Source organism: Roseateles sp. SL47, assembly GCF_026625885.1.
In the GTDB taxonomy this organism is placed as follows: Bacteria; Pseudomonadota; Gammaproteobacteria; order Burkholderiales; family Burkholderiaceae_C; genus Roseateles.
In genome coordinates this window covers 2,918,109-2,935,872 of the sequence record NZ_CP113068.1, presented here as the reverse complement: position 1 = coordinate 2,935,872, position 17,764 = coordinate 2,918,109, and the positions used below count along the sequence as shown (strand labels likewise).

The window sequence follows — 17,764 nt, the reverse complement described above, 5'->3', positions numbered from 1 at the left end:
CATCGCACCGCCAGAGCCCCCCGAACACGAACAGCAACGCAGCCGACGCAAAATTTCTGACCTCGGCCTCAAGGCCGTTCATCCGGTGACCCGCTGATGTCCACTTCGCCCTCGTCCGCCGAGCCAGGTCAGTCGCCCGACTTTTCCTTCCGCAAGATCGCCATTCCGGCCTTCGGGCCGTCGCTGCTGTTCGGGCTGGGGGAAGGTGCCATCCTGCCGATCGTGCCACTGATGGCCCGGGACCTGGGCGCCTCCGTCTCCATGGCCGCCTTTGTGGTCACGCTGATCAGCCTCGGGTCCCTGCTCAACAACGTGCCTGCGTCGCTGATCACCATGCGCTGGGGAGAACGCGGCGCCATCATTGCGGCCGGCCTCTGGAGCGCCCTGGGCATGGCGCTGTCGGTGTTCTCCCATCATCTGGTGTTCTTTGCGGCTGGCTGCTTCATGGTGGGCATGTCCCAGGCGGTCTACAACCTGGCGCGGCAGAGTTACCTGACCGAGGCGGTGCCGCCGCTCTACCGCGCCCGGGCGCTGTCCACGCTGGGGGGCGTGATGCGGATCGGCATGTTCATCGGGCCGTTCCTGGCGGCGGGCGCGATTCATCTGTTTGGGGTGTCCGCAGCATTTGCCGTGGGCATCGCGGGCGTGCTGTGCGCGGCCGCCATCGGCGCCCGTCTGCCCGATCTGGAAGTCCCCCCCACCCCGGCTGGGCAGGCGGCTCCGGCGCCAGTGACCTTCCGCACCATCCTCCAAAGCCATCGCCACATCTTCCTCACCCTGGGGCTGGGCATCATGCTGGTGAGTGCGGTGCGGTCGTCCCGCCAGGCCGTGATTCCACTGTGGGCGGATCATCTGGCGCTGGCCCCGGCCGCAGCCTCGTTGATCTATGGGCTTTCCGGCGGCGTGGAGATGCTGCTGTTCTATCCCGCCGGGCGGGTGATGGATCTGAAGGGTCGGCGCTGGGTGGCGGTGCCGTCGATGGTGATCATCGGCATTGCCATGCTGTTGATGCCGTGGACCACCGGGCTGGTGTCCCTGCTGATCGCCGCCATGGCCGTGGGCATCGGCAATGGCATCGGGTCGGGACTGATCATGACCCTGGGGGCCGACCACGCACCGCGCCTGGGCCGCGCCTACTTCCTGGGCGTCTGGCGATTCCTGTCGGATGTGGGCGGCTCCTGCGGGCCGGCCTTGCTGTCCGCCCTGGTGGCGACGGTGTCACTGGCGGGCGGCATTGCAGTGACCGGCGTGCTCGCATTGCTGGCGGCGACCCTGCTGGGCGCCTGGATTCCCGCGCGCAACGCATCACGCCATTAACTCGCCATGAATCTGGGCCTCCGTGTCGAGGCATGCCAAGCTGCGGGCAAGAACACTGACGAACACGCCATGAACCGCTGAAGCGCGCGGAGCAAGGCGCCCGGCCCACAACAGACCGGCGCCCTGCGAAAGCCCTCAACCGTACACCGACTCTTCCGGCTTGCGGGCCAGCACCGCAATCGGCGGCGCCCAACGCTCGCCCCGCGGCTTCTTGCTGGTCACCAGGGTGATCTCCGAAGGCTCGAAGACTTCCACGTTGTGAGTGATCGGCGTGGTCAGCAGGTATTGCGCCCGCGTACTCTTGAGGAAGTGGCCGACCAGCTGGATGTTGCGCACGTCCAGGTGGGCAAACGGCTCGTCAATGAAGACGAAGCCGCCCGGCGCGTCGTCGTCCTTCATCAGCCCCACCAGCAGGATCAGGCTCTTGAGCACCTGCTGGCCGCCGGAGGCCTCGCCGTCATTGAGGCCCACTTCGCCCTTGCCGTCGAAGTTGAACTTCACATGCAGACCGGCCTGGGCCAGCACGGTGTCGTCGTTGTCCAGGTGCGGCAGCTCAGCCTGGGCATGCACCCCGGCCAGTTCACCCAGCTCCTGCACATTTTTCTTGTAGCGGCGGACGGTGGCGCGCAGCACGTCGATGTAGCGTTCACGGGCATTAAAAGCCGCGATGCGCGCCATTTCATTGCTGGCACGGCGGTCGTCCAGCTGCGTGGTCTGCTCCAGCACCGCGACCTGCATGCGGGCGTGGCGGTCCTGCACCTGCGGGTCGGTTTCCCACACGCCGGTGTCCAGCTCCTGCTGCACATGGCGCGCGGCGATTTCGGCCTGCTTGGCGTTCTCGAATTCATCACGCAGGGTGGCCAGGCGCAAGGGATGCACCCAGGCCGCCGGGAATCGGGCCTTGGCCTCGCGGGAGGCGCGGGCCTGGGCCAGCAGATCATCACGGCGCGACGCCCAGTCCCGTTCCGCGCGGGAGACGTTGTCCTCGCTGGCCTTCAGCGAGGCCTGCGCGGCTTCGTAGTCGCGCTCGCTGCGGGTGCCCTGGGCGACGGCACGGTCATGCTCCTGGTCGAGCGAGGCCATGCGGGTGGCGGCCTCGATCCGCGACTGGCGCAGGCCCGGCAGGCGTGCGCGCGCCTGGGCGAATTCCTCGGCCCGCTCCACCAGTTCCTGGGCAGCCTTGTGGCCTTGGGCGGCCCGCTGCGCGTCCTTGAGCTGGCGTTCGATCTCCACCTGCTCCTTGGCGATCTTGGACAGCTCCAGGTCGTAGCGCGCCAGTTCCTTTTCCAGCGAGGCCCGGCGTGCATCCAGCGCGGACACGCCAAACTGGAATTCACGCGGCTCCACCCAGAGGCTGCGACCGCCACGGCCGTCGCGGTAATAAGCGTCCGGGGTGATCCATTCGCCGCCGGCGCGGGCGCCCTGGTCGGTATCGGCCACACAACGGATGGAGGCCAGCTGGCGTAGCAGCCAGCCGGGCGCCTTGGCATTGAATTTCAGCACCGACAGCAGGCTGTCCTTGGGGCTGACCGCAGGCGCGTGCTCACCATCGGCCACCACATAGTGGCGATAACGCTCGCGGGAGGCCAGGCGGTAGGCCTGGGACTCATCACTGCTGTGCGCCAGCACCACCACCCAGCGCGACGGGCGCAGGAAGCCTTCGGCTGCGGCACGCCACTGGTCGTCGGAAATGTCGATGCAATCGGCCAGCACATGGTGCTGGATGCCGGCTTCGTCCAGCGCCTTGCGGAAGCGGGTCACCTCCTGCGGTGGCGGCGGCAGACGCTGACCGGTCAGCTCATCCATGGCCGCCTGGGCCTTGCGCAACTGGTCGTTGTTGCGGGTGAAGCTCTCGCGCAGCTGATGCTGGCGCGTGCCCAGCTCTTCCAGGCGCGTGGTCAGCGCCGCACCGTCGGTTTCAACAGCCGCCAGGGCTTTCAGGTCTTCTTCGCGCTTGACGAGTTGTTCCATCGGCCGCTCGCCGTCGCGGGCCGCCTCAAACGCCTGGCGCGCTTCCTTGCGCTGCGTTTCCAGTTCGCCGAGCTTGTGGCGAGACGCCTCCTGCGCCTGGAACAGTGCCAGCAGATGAGCACGCTTTTCGCTCATGCCGCGCTCGTCGGAGCGGGCAAACAGACGTTGGCGATGCAAATCCCGCAGTTGCTGCGCAGTGCGCTGGCGCTGCTCGCTCCACTGCAAGACCGGCACCACTTCCGTGGCCAGGCGCTCGCGTTCCTTCAGCCGCAGCTGGTATTGCTGATAGCTGTTGACACGGTTGGAGAGGTCCGACAACTGGGCCTGCGCGTGGGAGAGTTCGTGGGCCGCCTGATCCACTTCCTTCAGCAGTTGCTGCTGATGGTTGCGCGCCAGTTCATAACGGTCCAGCACTTCCTGGTCGCCGAAGACTTCAAACACCAGCCGCAGCAGTTCCTTGGGGGACAGCTCGCAGAGGCGGTCGGTCTGCCCCTGCTCCAGGGCCAGCACGCGGCCGATGGCACGGGTGAGGCCGGCGGCCTCCAGGCGCTTCTTCCAGGCTTCGATGCCCAGCCAGTCCTTGTCGGGCTTCTGGTCCAGCGCCTCGATCTCGTTGACCCCATCCGCCACGATATAGCGGCGCACCCAGTCCCCGCCGTGCCGGGAGATGCGGCAGGCCAGGGTCACCTGGTCGGAGTACAGCAGCGAGCTGGCAAAGGGGCGGCTGCTGTTCTGGCGGCCGCGCGGGCGGTTGTCCACCAGAGCGCGCAGCCAGGCGGTTTCCGCATTGGCATGGCGCGCATAGGTCTTGTAGGTGCGGCCGCCCGAGCATTCCAGGCCCAGCAGCGTCCGCATCGCGTCCAGCAAGGTGGTCTTGCCGGAGCCGTTGGGGCCCGCAATGGTGATGATGTTGCCGTCCAGCGGCATCGAGACGCGGCGGCAATAGTCCCAGTGCAGCAGTTCCAGGGATTGGAGATGAAACATCAGGAATCGCTCAGGTCAGATTCTTCGTTGTGGCGGGCAGCCAGGATCGCATTCATCAGCGGGTTGGCTTCGCCGTCGGTGGTTCGGGCCAGGACATCAGCCAGCGCGCCGTCGAGGATGCGGGGAGCCAGCGTGTCGTAGTCCAGCAGCAGGTCCAGCAGCGGGCCTTCGGCGATGTCCTCGCCCTTGCGGGTGATGAAACCCTGACGCTCCAGCATCTTGAGGTTGGCGTCCAGCCGCATCTTCTTGCCGAGCTGATTGCCGAAGTCGGCCAGCAGGCTGCGGTAGGAGAGCGTCGGCGCACTGCTGGCGGCGCTGGGCAGCGGCTTGTCGGTGGCAAACATTTCGCCCTGGCCTTCGGCGGCTTCTTCGGCACGCGCCAGTTGGCGTTGCCGTTTGGGCAGCACGATCAGGGCCCACAGCACCACCAGCAGGGCCACGCCGTCACGCGGCAGGTCCAGGTTGTTGTTGGAGGCCAGCCCGGTTTCACCAAACACCGCCACTTCGGCGGGGCGCAGCATGGCCACGCTGATGTGGTCGGCATAGACGTTGTCCACGATGCGCAGGCCCACAGCGGCCAGGCGCTCGTTCACCGCACGCCAGAGTTCCTGGTCGATCAGGGCGCGGCGGACCAGCGGCTGATTGCGCGGCAGCCAGCGTCGTGCCAGGAGTTGGGCCGCCAGGTGGGCGGCGTCATCAAGAGGATGGCTCATGGCTGGGGAGAGGCTTCTGGAGTCGGGGCGGTGCCGCTGTCGGCGGCATCGTCCGAGGGAGAGGGAGAGGGAGAGGGAGACGGAGACGGAGACGGAGACGGAGACGGAGACGGAGCGTCAGCGGCCGCTTTCTTGCGTCGCCCGCGCTTGGGAGCTTCTGGCGGCGGCGGAGGCGCCAGCGCCGACGTGTCCGGCTCACGGGGGGGCTCCACGTCGGCACCGTGCAACACACCTTCGCTCATCCAGCGGACATGGTCATCCTGCACCGGCCCCTGCTTGGCAGACCAGCGCACCCGCCAAGGCTGGCGCGCCATGTCGCCGGTGGCACCGGCCAGATGCTGCGCCTGCGGATCGCCCAGCAAGGGCAGCAACTGGGCACGGTAGGCGGCGCGGGCATAACTGCCGCCCAGCACCGCCGGCCGCAGGTCGTTCATCTCGATGCCGGTCTCGCCCCAGCGGCCCAGCAGCGCCTGCAGTTCGCCCATGTCGGGGGGAAGGCTCATCACGGCCAGCTTGCCCTCGGGCGCCTGCATCACATCCGGCAGCGGCTCGGGCGCCGGCGGTTTGGGCCGGTCGCGTTCAAACTCGGCTTCGCAGGTGTCCAGCAGTTCGTGCTGGGCCACAAACACGGGATGCACCGGGCGCGACAAGGCGCCCAGGGCCAGGTTTTCGAGGAAGGGCACTTCCTGCAACCACCGCCGCACATCGGTGGTGGTGATGCCGGTGGAGCCCAGCGTCACCCGCTGACGGTCCGCCTGTTGCAGGGCGCGGTTGAACTGGCTCGCCATGGCCAGCAGCCGGGCCTGGGCCAGACCCAGTTCGCGGGCCAGCCGCTCCAGCCGGGCATTGCCCTCGCTCTGCGCCTGAGAAATGATGGCCGACAGCGCCTCACTGGCCTTCTCCACCAGCTTGAGGGCGCGCTCAAAGCGCATGCGGGCGCGCCGCAGGTGGAACTCGGAGCCCGAGGCGATGGCGTCGGCGAACTCGTTGTAGAGCCGCGAAAGCTGGGCCAGCAGATGCTGCAGCTGTGCGGGCTCCAGGGTGCCCAGTTGCTGCGCACCCGCCACATTGGCCAGCAGGCCGACGAGATCGCCGTCCTGGTCCTGCGCCTGGGTGAGCGGCGACACCAGCGCCATCAACTGCTGTGCCAGCGGCGTCACGCCGTAGTGCTGGTTGGAGCCGTCCCAGGCCAGAAGGTGGGCGTCACGCAGGCGTTTGAGCACGAGGTCCAGCGCCTCGTCGCGCAGCACGTGGAAATGCCGGTTGAGGTCGTCGCGGGTGAGGCGCGAGTGCGGCAATGTCATCAGTTCGATGAACACCCACACCCGCAGGCGCACCAGCGTGGACGGGCCGTGGAACAGCGCGCGGTGCGCCGCCAGCAAGGCCTCGTTTCGCTCCAGTTGCCACCACAGGAGAGATTCCTGCGGCAGTTGCCCCTCGCGGAAGTAGTCTTCGAATGAAGGTTCGGGGAGATCGTCGCGCAGCGGATCGTCCGCCACGCTTCCCGGGATCGCAGTCATCCGGTGATTATCCCAGCCTCAGAGGCCCCCTCGGAGCGATGCACCAAGGGTGAACCCGGATTCGGGGAAAGGCTTGACAGGCGGCGCCGCCGCCGGGCCGCATTTCGGCGGCTGTAGGCGCGGCACGCTCGGAATCCTCAGCACCTGCCGTCCAGGCCCCGCCCGTGCCGCACGTGCGGTTCTCGTTTCGGGTTCCGCCTCAGGCCGCCACCAGCGTGCGTCGCATCAGCCGCGCATCGGCACCGAAGGTCTCGAGCTTCTGCTGCACACCCTCGCCCAGTGGCGCCTGTACCTCGAAAAAGCCCAGACGCTCCCAATAGCCTTGGGAGCCCTGCACGGCCACCAGCGCCACTTGGTGCAGGCCCATGTCGCGCGCCCGGCGCAGCACCTGCTCCACCAGCTTGTGGCCCAGCCGCTGCTCGCGGCCGGCGGGCGACACCGCCAGATCATGCAGGTAGAGGGTGCGAGGCGCACGCGCAGGCGTCCACTCCGGTGCATCCAGGCCCGGCAATTGGTCATCATCGACCGGCAGGCTCACCACATAGCCCAGCATGCGGCCCCCTTGCACCGCCAGGAACGAGCAATGCAAGCCGCGCGTGGCGCGCACCTTCGCCTCGAAGGCATCGGCACTTTCGTGAAACTCCGGCTGATAACACTCGGCCTGAAGTGCCAGTACGGCAGGAACATCGGCCGTATCGATCACTTTCAACTGCAACATGACTCAGACGCCTCCCGGCTGCCGCAACAAGGACGGCACCAGAGGCGTGAACAGAAAAACAAACAAGAGGATGTTGAGCACGGTGCTCAACCAGAAGGTGCGCCGAAAGCTGGCTTTGGCGCTCTTGTGCCTAAGCAAGTGCTGCGCCAGAAGTGCGCCGGGCCAGCCGCACAACAGCGCCAGGCCATGCAATGTGACTTCTTTCACACGCCATTGACCGAGCCGGGCCGCTCGTTTGTCCAGCGCATAAACGATGAAGGTGGCCAGACTCATGGCCATGTAGAGACCCCACAAGGCATGGGGCAGCGGCCAGGCCAGGTGCGTCAGCAGCACCAGGCTGGCAAAGAGAGGGATGAGCCAGAGTTCGATATTGCTGGCTGTGGCCGCACCGGTATCCGGGCGCGCCGTGCCGGCCGAAGCGCCAGGGCCTCGCGGGAAGGGGCGCCGGGCGGTGCCCGCCTGGGTCTGGGCGCGGGCCTGCCCTTGCGGGCCATGTTGCGGACCCCGTTGCGGCGCGGGTCCTGCGGGGGCAGGCTTGGGTTCAAGGCTGCGCACATTCATTGCACGCGACTTGCCTTGCCCGTCCAGCCCGACCTCGTAGGTCACCCGCTCGCCGACAAAGGGACGTCGGGCGCGCAGGCCGAAGGCACGGGCATGGACAAAGATCTTCGGCCCACTGGCCGAGGGTGCAATAAAGCCGTAGCCCTTTGCGTCATCCCACTGGATGACCTTGCCTTCCACCCGCATCCGCCCGCTCCGCGCCTTCAGTCTCCTTCAGACCTGACCCGTGAGATCAGAAGCCCTTGCGGGGGCCGCCGCGACGGGCTTGGAAGCCGCCACGGTCCTGACGCTCGTCGCCAGGACGGCCACCCGTGCGGGCCGGCGCGCCAGGCTTGCCACCGAAGCGCGGGCCACCTTCCGGACGGCCTTCGAAACGGGCACGGTCATCAAAGCGGTTGTCGCCGCCACGGAAGGCGGGACGCTCCTGACGGTCACCGCGCGGCTCGAAAGCACGCGGTTCGCCGGGGCGCTGCGGACGGCCCTGGAAACCGCCGCCATCGCGACGATCACCACCACGGCCTTGCGCATCACGCTGGAACGGGGGACGCTGGTCGCCGAAACGCGGAGCGTCCGGACGACGGTCACCACGCGGCTCGAAGCGGCCGCCTTCGGGGCGCTGGTCCGCACGCGGCTCAAAACGCGGCGGACGGCCTTCAAAACGGGCGCCTTGCTCACCACGCGGTTCAGAACGCGGGGGGCGATTGTCGAAGCGACCTTCCGGACGGTCAAAACGCGCATCCGGGCGACCTTCGCCGCGGTTGTCGAAGCGAGCGGGGCCGCCGTGACCGAAGCCACGACCCGGGCCACCGAAGCCGCCACGATCGCCACCACGGAAGTTGCCACGGTGATCACCACCGCGGGCATTGCGGTCGCGCGTCGGGAAGATACGCGGCTCTTCATTGCGCGGCTCCAGGCCGACAATGCGCGAGACCGGGATCTGCTGCGTGGTGAATTGCTGGATGCGCTTGATCATCGACAGATCCTGGCGCTCGGCCAGGGTGACGGCGATGCCCGAGCGGCCGGCACGGCCGGTACGGCCGATGCGGTGCACGTAGTCCTCCGCCTTCATCGGCAGGCCGAAGTTGATCACGTGGGAGATGGTGGGCACGTCGATGCCGCGGGCGGCCACGTCGGTGGCGACCAGCACGCGCAGGTCACGACGGCGCAGCATCATCAGCGTGCGATTGCGCTTGCCCTGCGGCATGCCGCCGTGCAGCGCAGCCACGCGATGGCCGATTTCAGCCAGCGCTTCGGCCAGCCATTCGGTGTCCTGCTGGGTGCTGGTGAACACCACGGCCTGGTCCACATCACGCTCCGCCAGGATGTGCTCCAGCAGCTTGCGCTTGTGCTGGCCGTTGTCGGCCCAGTGCAGACGCTGCTCGATGTTCTCGTGGGTTTCGGTGTGGCCGCTGACGTCAATGCGTTGCGGGTCCTTCATCAGCTGCTCGGCCAGGCGGCCGGTGTGGCCCGCGAAGGTGGCCGAATACATCAGGGTCTGACGGGCCACCGGCAGTTGCTGGGCCACAAACTCGATGTCTTCGATGAAGCCCATGTCCAGCATGCGGTCGGCCTCGTCCAGCACAAACATGCTGACGTTGTCGAGCTTGCAACGGCCGCTGTTGATGTGATCGAGCAGACGGCCGGGGGTGGCGATCAGGATGTCCAGCGGGCCGCTGAGCATGCGCAGCTGCTGGGCGTAGGGCATGCCGCCCAGCACGGTGGCCACACGCAGGCCCTGGATGTGGCGGCCATAGGTCATGGCCGACTTGGCCACCTGCATGGCCAGTTCACGGGTGGGTGCCAGCACCAGCACGCGCGGGCCTTGCACCTTGACCTTCGGGCCCGAAGCGCGGGCGGTACGGGTGTCCAGCACCTGTTGCAGCGCCGGGAGGATGAACGACGCCGTCTTGCCGGAGCCGGTGCGCGAGGAGACCATCAGGTCAGCACCGCCCAGTGCCGGGGGAATGGCGCGGGCTTGCACTTCGGTGGCGTGCTCGTAGCCGGAGTCCTTCACGGCGCGTTGCAGGGCCTCGTGCAGGCCCAGGGTGGCGAAGGCCACGCCCGTGGGAACGGCGGCGGCGGACGCCTCCACCTCGGCTTCCACCTGGATGTCCAGCTCGCCGATGTCAGCGTCGAGTTGGGGGGCGCTCAGATCGGCATTCAGGTCGGAAGGCAGGTGGGCGTTCAGTTCTTGGTTCACAGTCATCTCAAGTCCAAAGGAGCGCCAGGCTGTCGATGCCGCAACGGTGTCGCGCACGGATGGCCAAGTCGCTGTCCGCCCGCGGGACTTCGGTGCCGCGGCGGAAGGTAATGTCGCTGGGAGAAAGCTCGCGTCGATCACCAGAGCCGCGCGGAGGGATGCGCTGCAAGCCTGGTGAGGCGCCGGGGAACAGTCAAAGCGACGGCATCGCCGCCGACCGAACCCGAGGGCTTGCAGTGCGCAAAATTACGTGAGTGCCAAGGCGGCATCGACGCAGCGGACTGCAAAGTGGTCAGAGGAGACGAACGAAACATCGGACAGGAGAGCTGCCGATGAAGACCTCAAGTATAGCCACATTTCGGGGTTTTTACTGAGTCCCTCCCTCGCATGCGGGGATGAAGTCCGCAGCAGTGACTTTTTGCGCGAGCCAGGGCCGCCTCGGGGAGGATGGGCGAGCCATTCAGCGCCTCTGTTTTTGCGGCGCTCAGTATTAAAACTACAGATTGTTTTTAGCCAATCGCTGCAGCGTCTAGAGTCAATCTGACACAGATTGGTAGTTTTCCTACGTGCACCTTCCTTCTGGCTGTCTAGAGTTGGAGCACTTTCCAGCCTGGAAAGGCGGCCATGGCAGTTCATGGCGTGGCCGAACCCAGCTGCCCCACCACGAGGGCGGCGGTCGATCAACACCGGAGACAACATGCCCCAGCAGCCCTTCTCGAGCCGCAGGCTCGCTCACGCCCTGACAGCCGCCTCCAGCACCGCTTTGGCCGCTTTGACCGTTTTCGCCAGCCCGGCGCAGGCACTCAACCCCAACGCCACCTCCGTGCAGATGTTCGAGTGGGCCTGGCCCGACATCGCCACCGAGTGCACCCAATGGCTGGGCCCCAAGGGGTTTGGCGGTGTGCAGATCTCGCCACCGGGAGCGTCCAAGAACGCCAATGGCTGGTGGGGGGTCTATCAGCCGGTCAACTACGCCAACCTCACCAGCCGCATGGGCACGCCCGCGCAGTTGCAAAGCATGATCAGCGCCTGCCACGCGGCCGGTGTACGCGTCTATGCCGACATCGTCGTGAATCAGATGGCCGATGGCAGCGGCACCGCCACCGACGGCTCCACCTGGAACGCTGCGACGCTGACCTACCCCTACTTCAGCGCCAACGACTTCCATGCCAACTGCGCCATTAACGACACCGACTACAACACCCCGGCCGGCCGCAGCAATGTGCAGAACTGCCGGCTCGGCGGCCTGCCGGACCTCGCGACCGAGAGCAGCTATGTGCAGGGCCAGATCGTCAACTATTTGAAGTCCCTGCTGGCGCTGGGCATCGACGGCTTCCGCATCGACGCGGCCAAGCACATGCCGGCCAGCGCGTGGACGTCGATCATGAACGCGGTGAAGGCCACCTATCCGCAGACGCTGCAGGGCGAGAACATCTGGCTCACCCAGGAAATCATCAATGACGGCGAAGTCGATCGGCCGAGCTACTTCCCCATCGGCACGATCAACGAGTTCCAGTTCACCTACGCCATGCGCGACGTGTTCCGGGGCAACAACGGCAACAGCCTGTCCAGCATCCCCGCCATCATGGGCACCTGGGGCAACTGGGGCGGCAGCTGGGGCTTCATCCAGCCGCAGAACGCCACCGTCTTCATCACCAACTGGGACACCGAGCGCAACGGCGGTTCGCTGAACATCAACAACACCGCCAGCAACGACGCGGCCAACCAACGCTACACGCTGGCCAACATCTTCATGCTGGCCCAGGGGTATGCCGAGGCGCAGCTCTATTCCGGCTTCAAGTTCAGCAACACCGACGCGGACCGCCCCACCGCCAGCCCCTACAGCGGCGGCGTCCCGCAGATCAACGTGGTGTGGGACTTTGCACACCGCTGGACACCACTGGCCAACATGGTGGGCTTTCGCAATGCCAGCATCGGGCAGGCGCAGCAGAACTGGATCGTCGGCGACAACAGCAACCAGGTGGCCTTCGGCCGAGGCGACGTCGGCTTTGTTGCGCTGAACAACAGCGGCAGCGCCTGGACCCGAAGCTTTGCCACGGGTCTGCCTGCCGGCACCTACTGCAATGTCATCAACGGCACCAAGGATGCCGCCGGCACCGGATGCACGGCGGATTCGGTGACCGTCGACGCCAGCGGAAACGCCAGCTTCACCGTCCCGGCCAACACCAGCGGCGGCACACCCGCCGTCGCGATCTACACCGGCCAGAAGCTCACGGGGGGCGGCAGTGGCGGCACGGGGACCTGCGCCGTGACCTTCACCATCGCCAATGCCAACACGGTGGTGGGCCAGAACCTGCGCGTGGTGGGCAACGTGACCGGCCTGGGCGCCTGGGCGCCTGGCTCGGGTTTTGCGCTGACCATCCAGGGTTCGGGCGCCAATGTGCCGTGGAGCGGCACCGTCAGCCTGCCGGCCGGCTCGGCCATCCAATACAAGTATGTGAAGTGGAACGGATCGACGGCGGTGTGGGAGAGCAATCAGACCACGAGCAGCGGCAACCGGGAGTTCACCAGCTGTGCCAGCGGCACGCAGGCGAGGGCCGACGGCAACTTCAAGTTCTGAGCGGGGAACGCGCAAAGAACCTGAAGGCTGGAAAGGCCGCGCAGGCCGCCGCCCGGATGGACTGCGTCAAAGCCCTTCCAGCAAGGCCGGCAGCACCGACATCAACGCTTCGATTTCCGCCTGGTCCAGCCAGGCGGGCGGCGCGTCCAGCCAGTGCGGGAAGGCCAGACCCTTGGCATGCGCCTGGGACAGGCCCGTATCCAGCGAGCCGGTGATCAGCAACAGGGCGGCCGGAATGCCGCAGCACTCATTGCCGCACGCTTGCGCCACACGCAGGTCGAGCGTGCTGGCCTGCCACGGCAGGTCGGCATGCACCAGTGCCACACGGTCATCGGCCAGCAGGCCGGCCGGCAGGGCCGCCAGCGCATCGTCACTGGCCAGGAGCACCCCTGCCGGGGCCTCGCGCCAGGCCGTCAGGGTCTGAGCCACCGCGTCCGGACTGTCACTGGCCCGCAGCCGGCAAGGCGGCAGACGACGCAATTGCGGCGACTGCCCCAGGCTGTCCAGCAAGGTTTCCGAACGGCTGCACACCAGCAAACGGCTGGCGGCCGAAGTCGGCGCCTCGACCCAGTCCCGGCGCAGGCCCAGCACCGCCTCGGCCTTGGCGGCCAGCGCCTGTCGCGAGGACGGCGGCAGCAGGGCCAGTGCTTCCATCAACTGCTGCTGCTCGGCGCTGTTCAGGAACGGCCGTGCCTGCCAGCGCTCCAGTGTCTGCCGCAGTTGCTTCAGCGGCCCCTGCGGCAGGCTGCTGCCGGCCGCTTCCAGCCACAGCGGCGTGGTCAGGCAGGCCGGCAGCCGGTCCTGCAGTTCACGCTTGCGGCGCGAGAGCACCACCGCCTCCAGCGCATCGCGCATGGGCTTTTTGCCGGCGTCGGCGGGCAAAGCGGCCAAGCGGGCGAAGGGGCCCCGGCGGGCGCTGTCCAGCCAGTCCACCCAGGTGGCCAGTTGGGCATGAGCCAATGGTTCCTGATGGGCGATCAAGAGGAGATGCGCGCCCGTGCGAGCTTCCAGCGCACGCAGCGCCGCCAGCGCGGTGTCGTCGATCGCCTCGATGCCGTCCACCACCAGCAGCGCGGGAGCGTGCTTGGCGGTCGGGGCTTCCGCGACGATCACGGCGGCGGCGCCCTCCCCCAGCCAGCGGCTGAGGTCCCGGCGCCAGGCGGCGTGCTGCGATGCCGGCGCAATGATGAGGGCCGGGCTGGCACCAAAGAGATGGTCCCACAGACGGATCGCTGCAATGGCCGCGCCACGCTGGCCCAGACCGAGGTCGTCCGCCACGAGGGCCCGACCGGCGCAGACGGAGAACAGCGCGGCCTCCCAGTGATGGGGCGATAGGCTGTCCTGCAGCAGCGCACGCAGGGCTGCACCGTCGGCCAGGAATGCTTCCAGACGCTCCACACGGGCGTGGGCATCGCGCCCCCAGGCGAGTTGCGGCCAGACGGGCGCATCCACGCGCAGCGGCACACCTGCCGCACGGGCCTGCGCCACCAGCGATTGCATCCAGGCCTGCGATTGCTCCGCGTCACGGCGTTGGCGGTCGTCGAGGCCGGACTGGTCACGCAGGCCCGCAGGAACGTCGCGTCCTGCGATCCACTGCAGCCGACGCTCCGGCCCCGGCACCAGCCACACCTCGGCTTCGCGGGCGGGCCAGCCAGCGTCCAGCGCATCGCCCTGGTCCTCGCTGAACAGCGACATGAGATGCTCGCCGTGATCGCATTCGCCCTGGTCGGCATATTGGGCGCAATCACACCGCCACAAGGCACGACCCAGCAAACGCAGACGGAAAGTGCCGCCGGTCTCCGCGTCGCGCAGTTCGTAGTCGCCAAAGACGGCATCGTCCTCGCGCGGGCCCAGGGTGAAGCGCGGCGGCAGCGCCGGCTCGTCGGGCGCGGCTTCGGCCACAGCACGCTTGGGCTTGCGGCGGTTGCGGCTGGGAGCGGCCTCAGGCTCGGCGCTGTCTGCCGTGCGTGCAGCGTCTGCTGTGTTTGCAGCGTTGGCCATGAGGGCACTGTCCGCTGCGGACGCCCCATCGTGCGCGGAGGCGCCGTCCACGTTCAATGACGCCGCAGGTGCCGACGCTGCCTGCGCGGCGCCTTCGTCCGCAGCCACGGGCTCCGCCGCCTGAACCTTCCCACGCTTGCGCGCGGGGGCACGTTTCCTGGCTGGTTCGGATGGCTCGGCGACGGCAGCCACCTCCGGTGCCTCCACAGCGCCCTGCACTTCCCCATGATCGTCAACGATCAGGTCTGCGACAGCGCTGGCCTCCGGGCCGACGCCGCCCACCCCCTCGTCCGCGATGCCATCGGCCTGGGCTTTGCTTCGAGCCCCACTGGTGCGTTTGCGGGCTGGCTTGGTGGCCGCCTTCGATGCAGGCTTCGGCGCAGGTTCCATCGCTGGGGCTGCCTCGGCCTCCGGCTGGCGATCGTCATCCGCCATCAAGGCCTGAAAAATATCCTCCACCGCATCGTCAATGGAAGCAGGCATCAGCGATGCCTTCGGCACGAGGTCCAGCGACACATCACCAACGATGTCCGCAATGACTTCCGCCGGTGCCATCGCCGCGCGAGGCTTGCGCGCCGGGGCGCGGCGCTTGGGGGGAGTGGTGGTCATGAATGATCCTGAGGCGCGAGCCGGGCTTCTCGCCAGCCGCGCACACTGTTGAAGACGGCCAGCGCATGGGCTCGCCGCAAGTCGTTGATGTGGAGCCGGGCTTCGCGAATGCGCCCCTGCTCCAGCAGTTCTTCCCGCAGGACACCCGGCAGCAGGCCGGCTTCCAGCGAGGGCGTCAGCCAGGGGCCTTCGGGCTCCAGCTGCACCGCCAGATTGGTCAGGCAGCCCTCGGTGAGTTCGCCTGCGCGGTTGTAGAGCAGCACGTCAAAACATCCAGCCGGCTTGTGCTCCAGATGCGTTTGATAGACCGCGCGACGCGTGGTCTTGTGCTGAAGGAATTCAGCATCCGGCCCGCGCGTGTCCACCGGGGTGCGCGCCAGGTCCACCTGGACCGGCGAGTCGTCATGCACCAGCGGCTGCACGTCCTGCGTCCACTCGCCCTGACGGCCCAGCGTGATGCGCACCCGCCAGAGGCCGGTGGGATGCGCGCTGGCAATCGCCGCCAGCCGCTCCCGCGCCTTGTCCAGCGAGGCCTGCAGATTGAAATGCCGCAGCGTGCGATGCAGCCGGGCCAGATGACGCCACTCACGCACCCACACGCCGTCTTCCAGGCGCAGGGTTTCCAGCGCTTCAATGGGCGCCTGCGCGCGCGACAGAAACCGCACCTTGGCCCGCCATTCGTCCATCTCGGCGGCGGGGGTGGCGTCCAAGGTGATGGCGCTGCCGACACCACATTCGGCGCTTCCCGGCCCGTTGATGGCAGGGTCGGCGGGGGCCGAGCCGTCGGCCCGCGTGAAGCTCACGGTACGGATCGGCACGTTGAAGGTGGTCACCCCACCCGGCTGCAACAGCCCCAGCGCCCCGGTGTACCAGCCGCGCAGCCCCGGCTCCAGCTCATGGATGATCTGCATCGCCCGCCGTTTCGGGGCGCCGGTGACCGAGCCACAGGGGAACAGGGCCTCAAACAGATCATCCAGTTGCAGCCCGCCGCGGCTGATGGCGCTGACGGTCGAGGTCATCTGCCACACCGTCGGCAGCGCATGCAGCTCAAACAAGCGCGGCACCCGCACCGACCCCGTCACCGCCACGCGCGAGAGGTCGTTGCGCAGCAGGTCCACGATCATCAGGTTTTCGGCCCGTTCCTTCTCGCTGGTGCGCAGATAGGCCTGGGCAGCCTCATCGGTGGCCCGGTCTCGGCCTCGTGGGGCGGTGCCTTTCATCGGCTGCGTCGCGAGCAGCCAGGTGTGGGTCGCCCCCGGCTCTTCCGGCAGCGGCCGCCAGTCAAAGAACAGCTCGGGCGACACACTCGCCACCGCATCGCCGTTGTCCAGCCGCAGCATCAGCGCAAAACCGCCGGGCTGCGCGGCATGCAGCGAAAAGAAGTAGTCAGTGAGGTCAAAGCGCGGGCCCGCCTCGGCGCGCAGACGCGTACACAGATTGACCTGATAACAGTCACCAGCGCGGATGTATTCGCGCACCCGCTCGATGTGATCGGCCTCGGCGGATTCGTCCTGAACATCCTGCCAGCGCGACAGATCGTGCGTGCCAGGCACGCGGGGCGCCTCCCAGGCATCGGGCGCGTGGTGCCAGACCGCGAACTCCGCCAGGGGCGCGGAGGAGGACCACGGCGCCGAACGTTCACCCGCCAGCAGCAGCGCAGGGTCCAAGGCCCCCGCCGCTTCGTAACGCACGCCGCCAAGCACCCACGCGCCGCCCCGAGCCGCCTCATGCGCCTGGCGCAGCACCGCCCGCAGTTCATCCGGCGCGCGCGCGACCAGGCGGCGGGCGGGGGGCAGCCGGAAGCAGCCGCGCACACGCTCGCCATCCTCGCGCGCCAGCGGATGGCGCGGAAAGTCAAAAGCCGCCCACAGCATCGCCGGGCGGCGGGAGTTGTCCATGGTGGCCGGACTCAGTCGAGCTTGAGGAACTGCTCGCGATAGTGAATCAGTTCGTCGATGGATTCATGGATGTCGGCCAGCGCGGTGTGCTTCTGGGCCTTCTTGAAGCCTTCCAGCGCGGCCGGCTTCCAGCGGCGAGCCAATTCCTTCAGCGTGGACACGTCCAGGTTGCGGTAGTGGAAGAAGTCTTCCAGCTTGGGCATGTAGTTAGCGAGGAAGCGCCGGTCCTGGCAGATGGAGTTGCCGCACATCGGCGACTTGTTGGCCGGCACATAGGCCTTCAGGAACTCGATGACGCGGTCCTGGGCCTCGTCTTCCGAGATGGTGGACACCTTGACGCGGTCAATCAGTCCGCTCTTGCCGTGGGTGCCCTTGTTCCAGGCATCCATCTTGTCCAGCGTCTCGTCGGACTGGTGAATGGCAAACACCGGCCCCTCCACCCGCACCGTCAGCAGCGGGTCGGTGACCACCACCGCAATCTCGATGATGCGGTCGGTGTTGGGGAACAGACCGGTCATTTCCAGGTCGATCCAGATCAGGTTCTGGTCGCTCAGGGGCAATGTGGGGGTGGCGGGGGTGGCCATGGAAGTGGCGGCTATGCTCATGTGAATCCTTGTGGGCGTGGCCGTCACCCACCCTGCCGCGAGGCAGGCCGGACAACGGCAATGGGCGCGATTGTCGCAGCCTGGAC

General features: G+C 67.5%; 11 protein-coding genes. 2 read left to right on the top strand and 9 right to left on the bottom strand.

Going from position 1 to position 17,764, the window contains the following annotated elements; translation table 11 throughout:
• Positions 1 to 96: 96 nt before the first annotated feature.
• The gene (locus OU995_RS12795) at positions 97 to 1,317 is read left to right on the top strand and encodes an MFS transporter (protein ID WP_267835933.1); all 1,221 of its coding nucleotides are present in this window, start codon (positions 97 to 99) and stop codon (positions 1,315 to 1,317) included.
• A gap of 135 nt (positions 1,318 to 1,452) precedes the next feature.
• On the opposite strand, the gene OU995_RS12790 is transcribed toward OU995_RS12795, so the two are convergent.
• From OU995_RS12790 to OU995_RS12765, 6 genes are all read right to left on the bottom strand, one after another.
• Positions 1,453 to 4,272: an ATP-binding protein gene (locus OU995_RS12790; RefSeq protein WP_267835932.1), complete on the bottom strand. Its 2,820-nt coding sequence runs from the start codon at positions 4,270 to 4,272 to the stop codon at positions 1,453 to 1,455.
• Positions 4,272 to 4,985, bottom strand: coding sequence for a hypothetical protein (locus tag OU995_RS12785; RefSeq protein ID WP_267835931.1), 714 nt, complete (start codon positions 4,983 to 4,985; stop codon positions 4,272 to 4,274). Before OU995_RS12785 ends, OU995_RS12790 begins: the two co-directional genes overlap by 1 nt.
• Positions 4,982 to 6,505, bottom strand: coding sequence for a hypothetical protein (locus OU995_RS12780; RefSeq protein WP_267835930.1), 1,524 nt, complete (start codon positions 6,503 to 6,505; stop codon positions 4,982 to 4,984). The genes OU995_RS12785 and OU995_RS12780 overlap by 4 nt, the downstream gene beginning before the upstream one ends.
• Before the next feature lie 199 nt (positions 6,506 to 6,704).
• Positions 6,705 to 7,223, bottom strand: a complete 519-nt coding sequence (locus tag OU995_RS12775; RefSeq protein WP_267835929.1) for a GNAT family N-acetyltransferase — start codon at positions 7,221 to 7,223, stop codon at positions 6,705 to 6,707.
• Between the two features lie 3 nt (positions 7,224 to 7,226).
• Positions 7,227 to 7,970: a cold shock and DUF1294 domain-containing protein gene (locus tag OU995_RS12770; protein ID WP_267835928.1), complete on the bottom strand. Its 744-nt coding sequence runs from the start codon at positions 7,968 to 7,970 to the stop codon at positions 7,227 to 7,229.
• Between the two features lie 46 nt (positions 7,971 to 8,016).
• Positions 8,017 to 9,843 carry a DEAD/DEAH box helicase gene (locus OU995_RS12765; protein ID WP_267836251.1) on the bottom strand — a complete coding sequence of 609 codons (1,827 nt, stop codon included), beginning with the start codon at positions 9,841 to 9,843 and terminating at the stop codon, positions 8,017 to 8,019.
• An 838-nt stretch (positions 9,844 to 10,681) separates the two neighbouring features.
• Between OU995_RS12765 and OU995_RS12760 the strand changes: the two genes are divergently transcribed.
• Complete coding sequence (locus tag OU995_RS12760; protein WP_267835927.1) at positions 10,682 to 12,565, top strand: carbohydrate-binding module family 20 domain-containing protein; 1,884 nt, start codon at positions 10,682 to 10,684, stop codon at positions 12,563 to 12,565.
• A gap of 66 nt (positions 12,566 to 12,631) precedes the next feature.
• Here OU995_RS12760 and OU995_RS12755 read toward each other — a convergent pair whose 3' ends face one another.
• The 3 genes from OU995_RS12755 to orn are packed head-to-tail and all read right to left on the bottom strand — an operon-like array spanning position 12,632 to position 17,678.
• Positions 12,632 to 15,175, bottom strand: coding sequence for a hypothetical protein (locus OU995_RS12755; RefSeq protein ID WP_267835926.1), 2,544 nt, complete (start codon positions 15,173 to 15,175; stop codon positions 12,632 to 12,634).
• On the bottom strand, positions 15,172 to 17,073 hold the full coding sequence (locus tag OU995_RS12750) for a chorismate-binding protein (protein ID WP_267835925.1): 1,902 nt from the start codon (positions 17,071 to 17,073) through the stop codon (positions 15,172 to 15,174). The genes OU995_RS12755 and OU995_RS12750 overlap by 4 nt, the downstream gene beginning before the upstream one ends.
• 11 nt (positions 17,074 to 17,084) lie before the next feature.
• Positions 17,085 to 17,678, bottom strand: a complete 594-nt coding sequence (gene orn, locus OU995_RS12745; protein WP_267835924.1) for an oligoribonuclease — start codon at positions 17,676 to 17,678, stop codon at positions 17,085 to 17,087.
• Positions 17,679 to 17,764 lie beyond the last annotated feature (86 nt).

What these genes read in the sequence shown, in the direction of transcription:
- OU995_RS12795 (WP_267835933.1), top strand. Translation starts at nt 97, where the DNA reads ATGTCCACTTCGCCCTCGTCCGCCGAGCCAGGTCAGTCGCCCGACTTT.
- OU995_RS12790 (WP_267835932.1), bottom strand. Translation starts at nt 4,272, where the DNA reads ATGTTTCATCTCCAATCCCTGGAACTGCTGCACTGGGACTATTGCCGC.
- OU995_RS12785 (WP_267835931.1), bottom strand. Translation starts at nt 4,985, where the DNA reads ATGAGCCATCCTCTTGATGACGCCGCCCACCTGGCGGCCCAACTCCTG.
- OU995_RS12780 (WP_267835930.1), bottom strand. Translation starts at nt 6,505, where the DNA reads ATGACTGCGATCCCGGGAAGCGTGGCGGACGATCCGCTGCGCGACGAT.
- OU995_RS12775 (WP_267835929.1), bottom strand. Translation starts at nt 7,223, where the DNA reads ATGTTGCAGTTGAAAGTGATCGATACGGCCGATGTTCCTGCCGTACTG.
- OU995_RS12770 (WP_267835928.1), bottom strand. Translation starts at nt 7,970, where the DNA reads ATGCGGGTGGAAGGCAAGGTCATCCAGTGGGATGACGCAAAGGGCTAC.
- OU995_RS12760 (WP_267835927.1), top strand. Translation starts at nt 10,682, where the DNA reads ATGCCCCAGCAGCCCTTCTCGAGCCGCAGGCTCGCTCACGCCCTGACA.
- OU995_RS12755 (WP_267835926.1), bottom strand. Translation starts at nt 15,175, where the DNA reads ATGACCACCACTCCCCCCAAGCGCCGCGCCCCGGCGCGCAAGCCTCGC.
- OU995_RS12750 (WP_267835925.1), bottom strand. Translation starts at nt 17,073, where the DNA reads ATGGACAACTCCCGCCGCCCGGCGATGCTGTGGGCGGCTTTTGACTTT.
- orn (WP_267835924.1), bottom strand. Translation starts at nt 17,678, where the DNA reads ATGAGCATAGCCGCCACTTCCATGGCCACCCCCGCCACCCCCACATTG.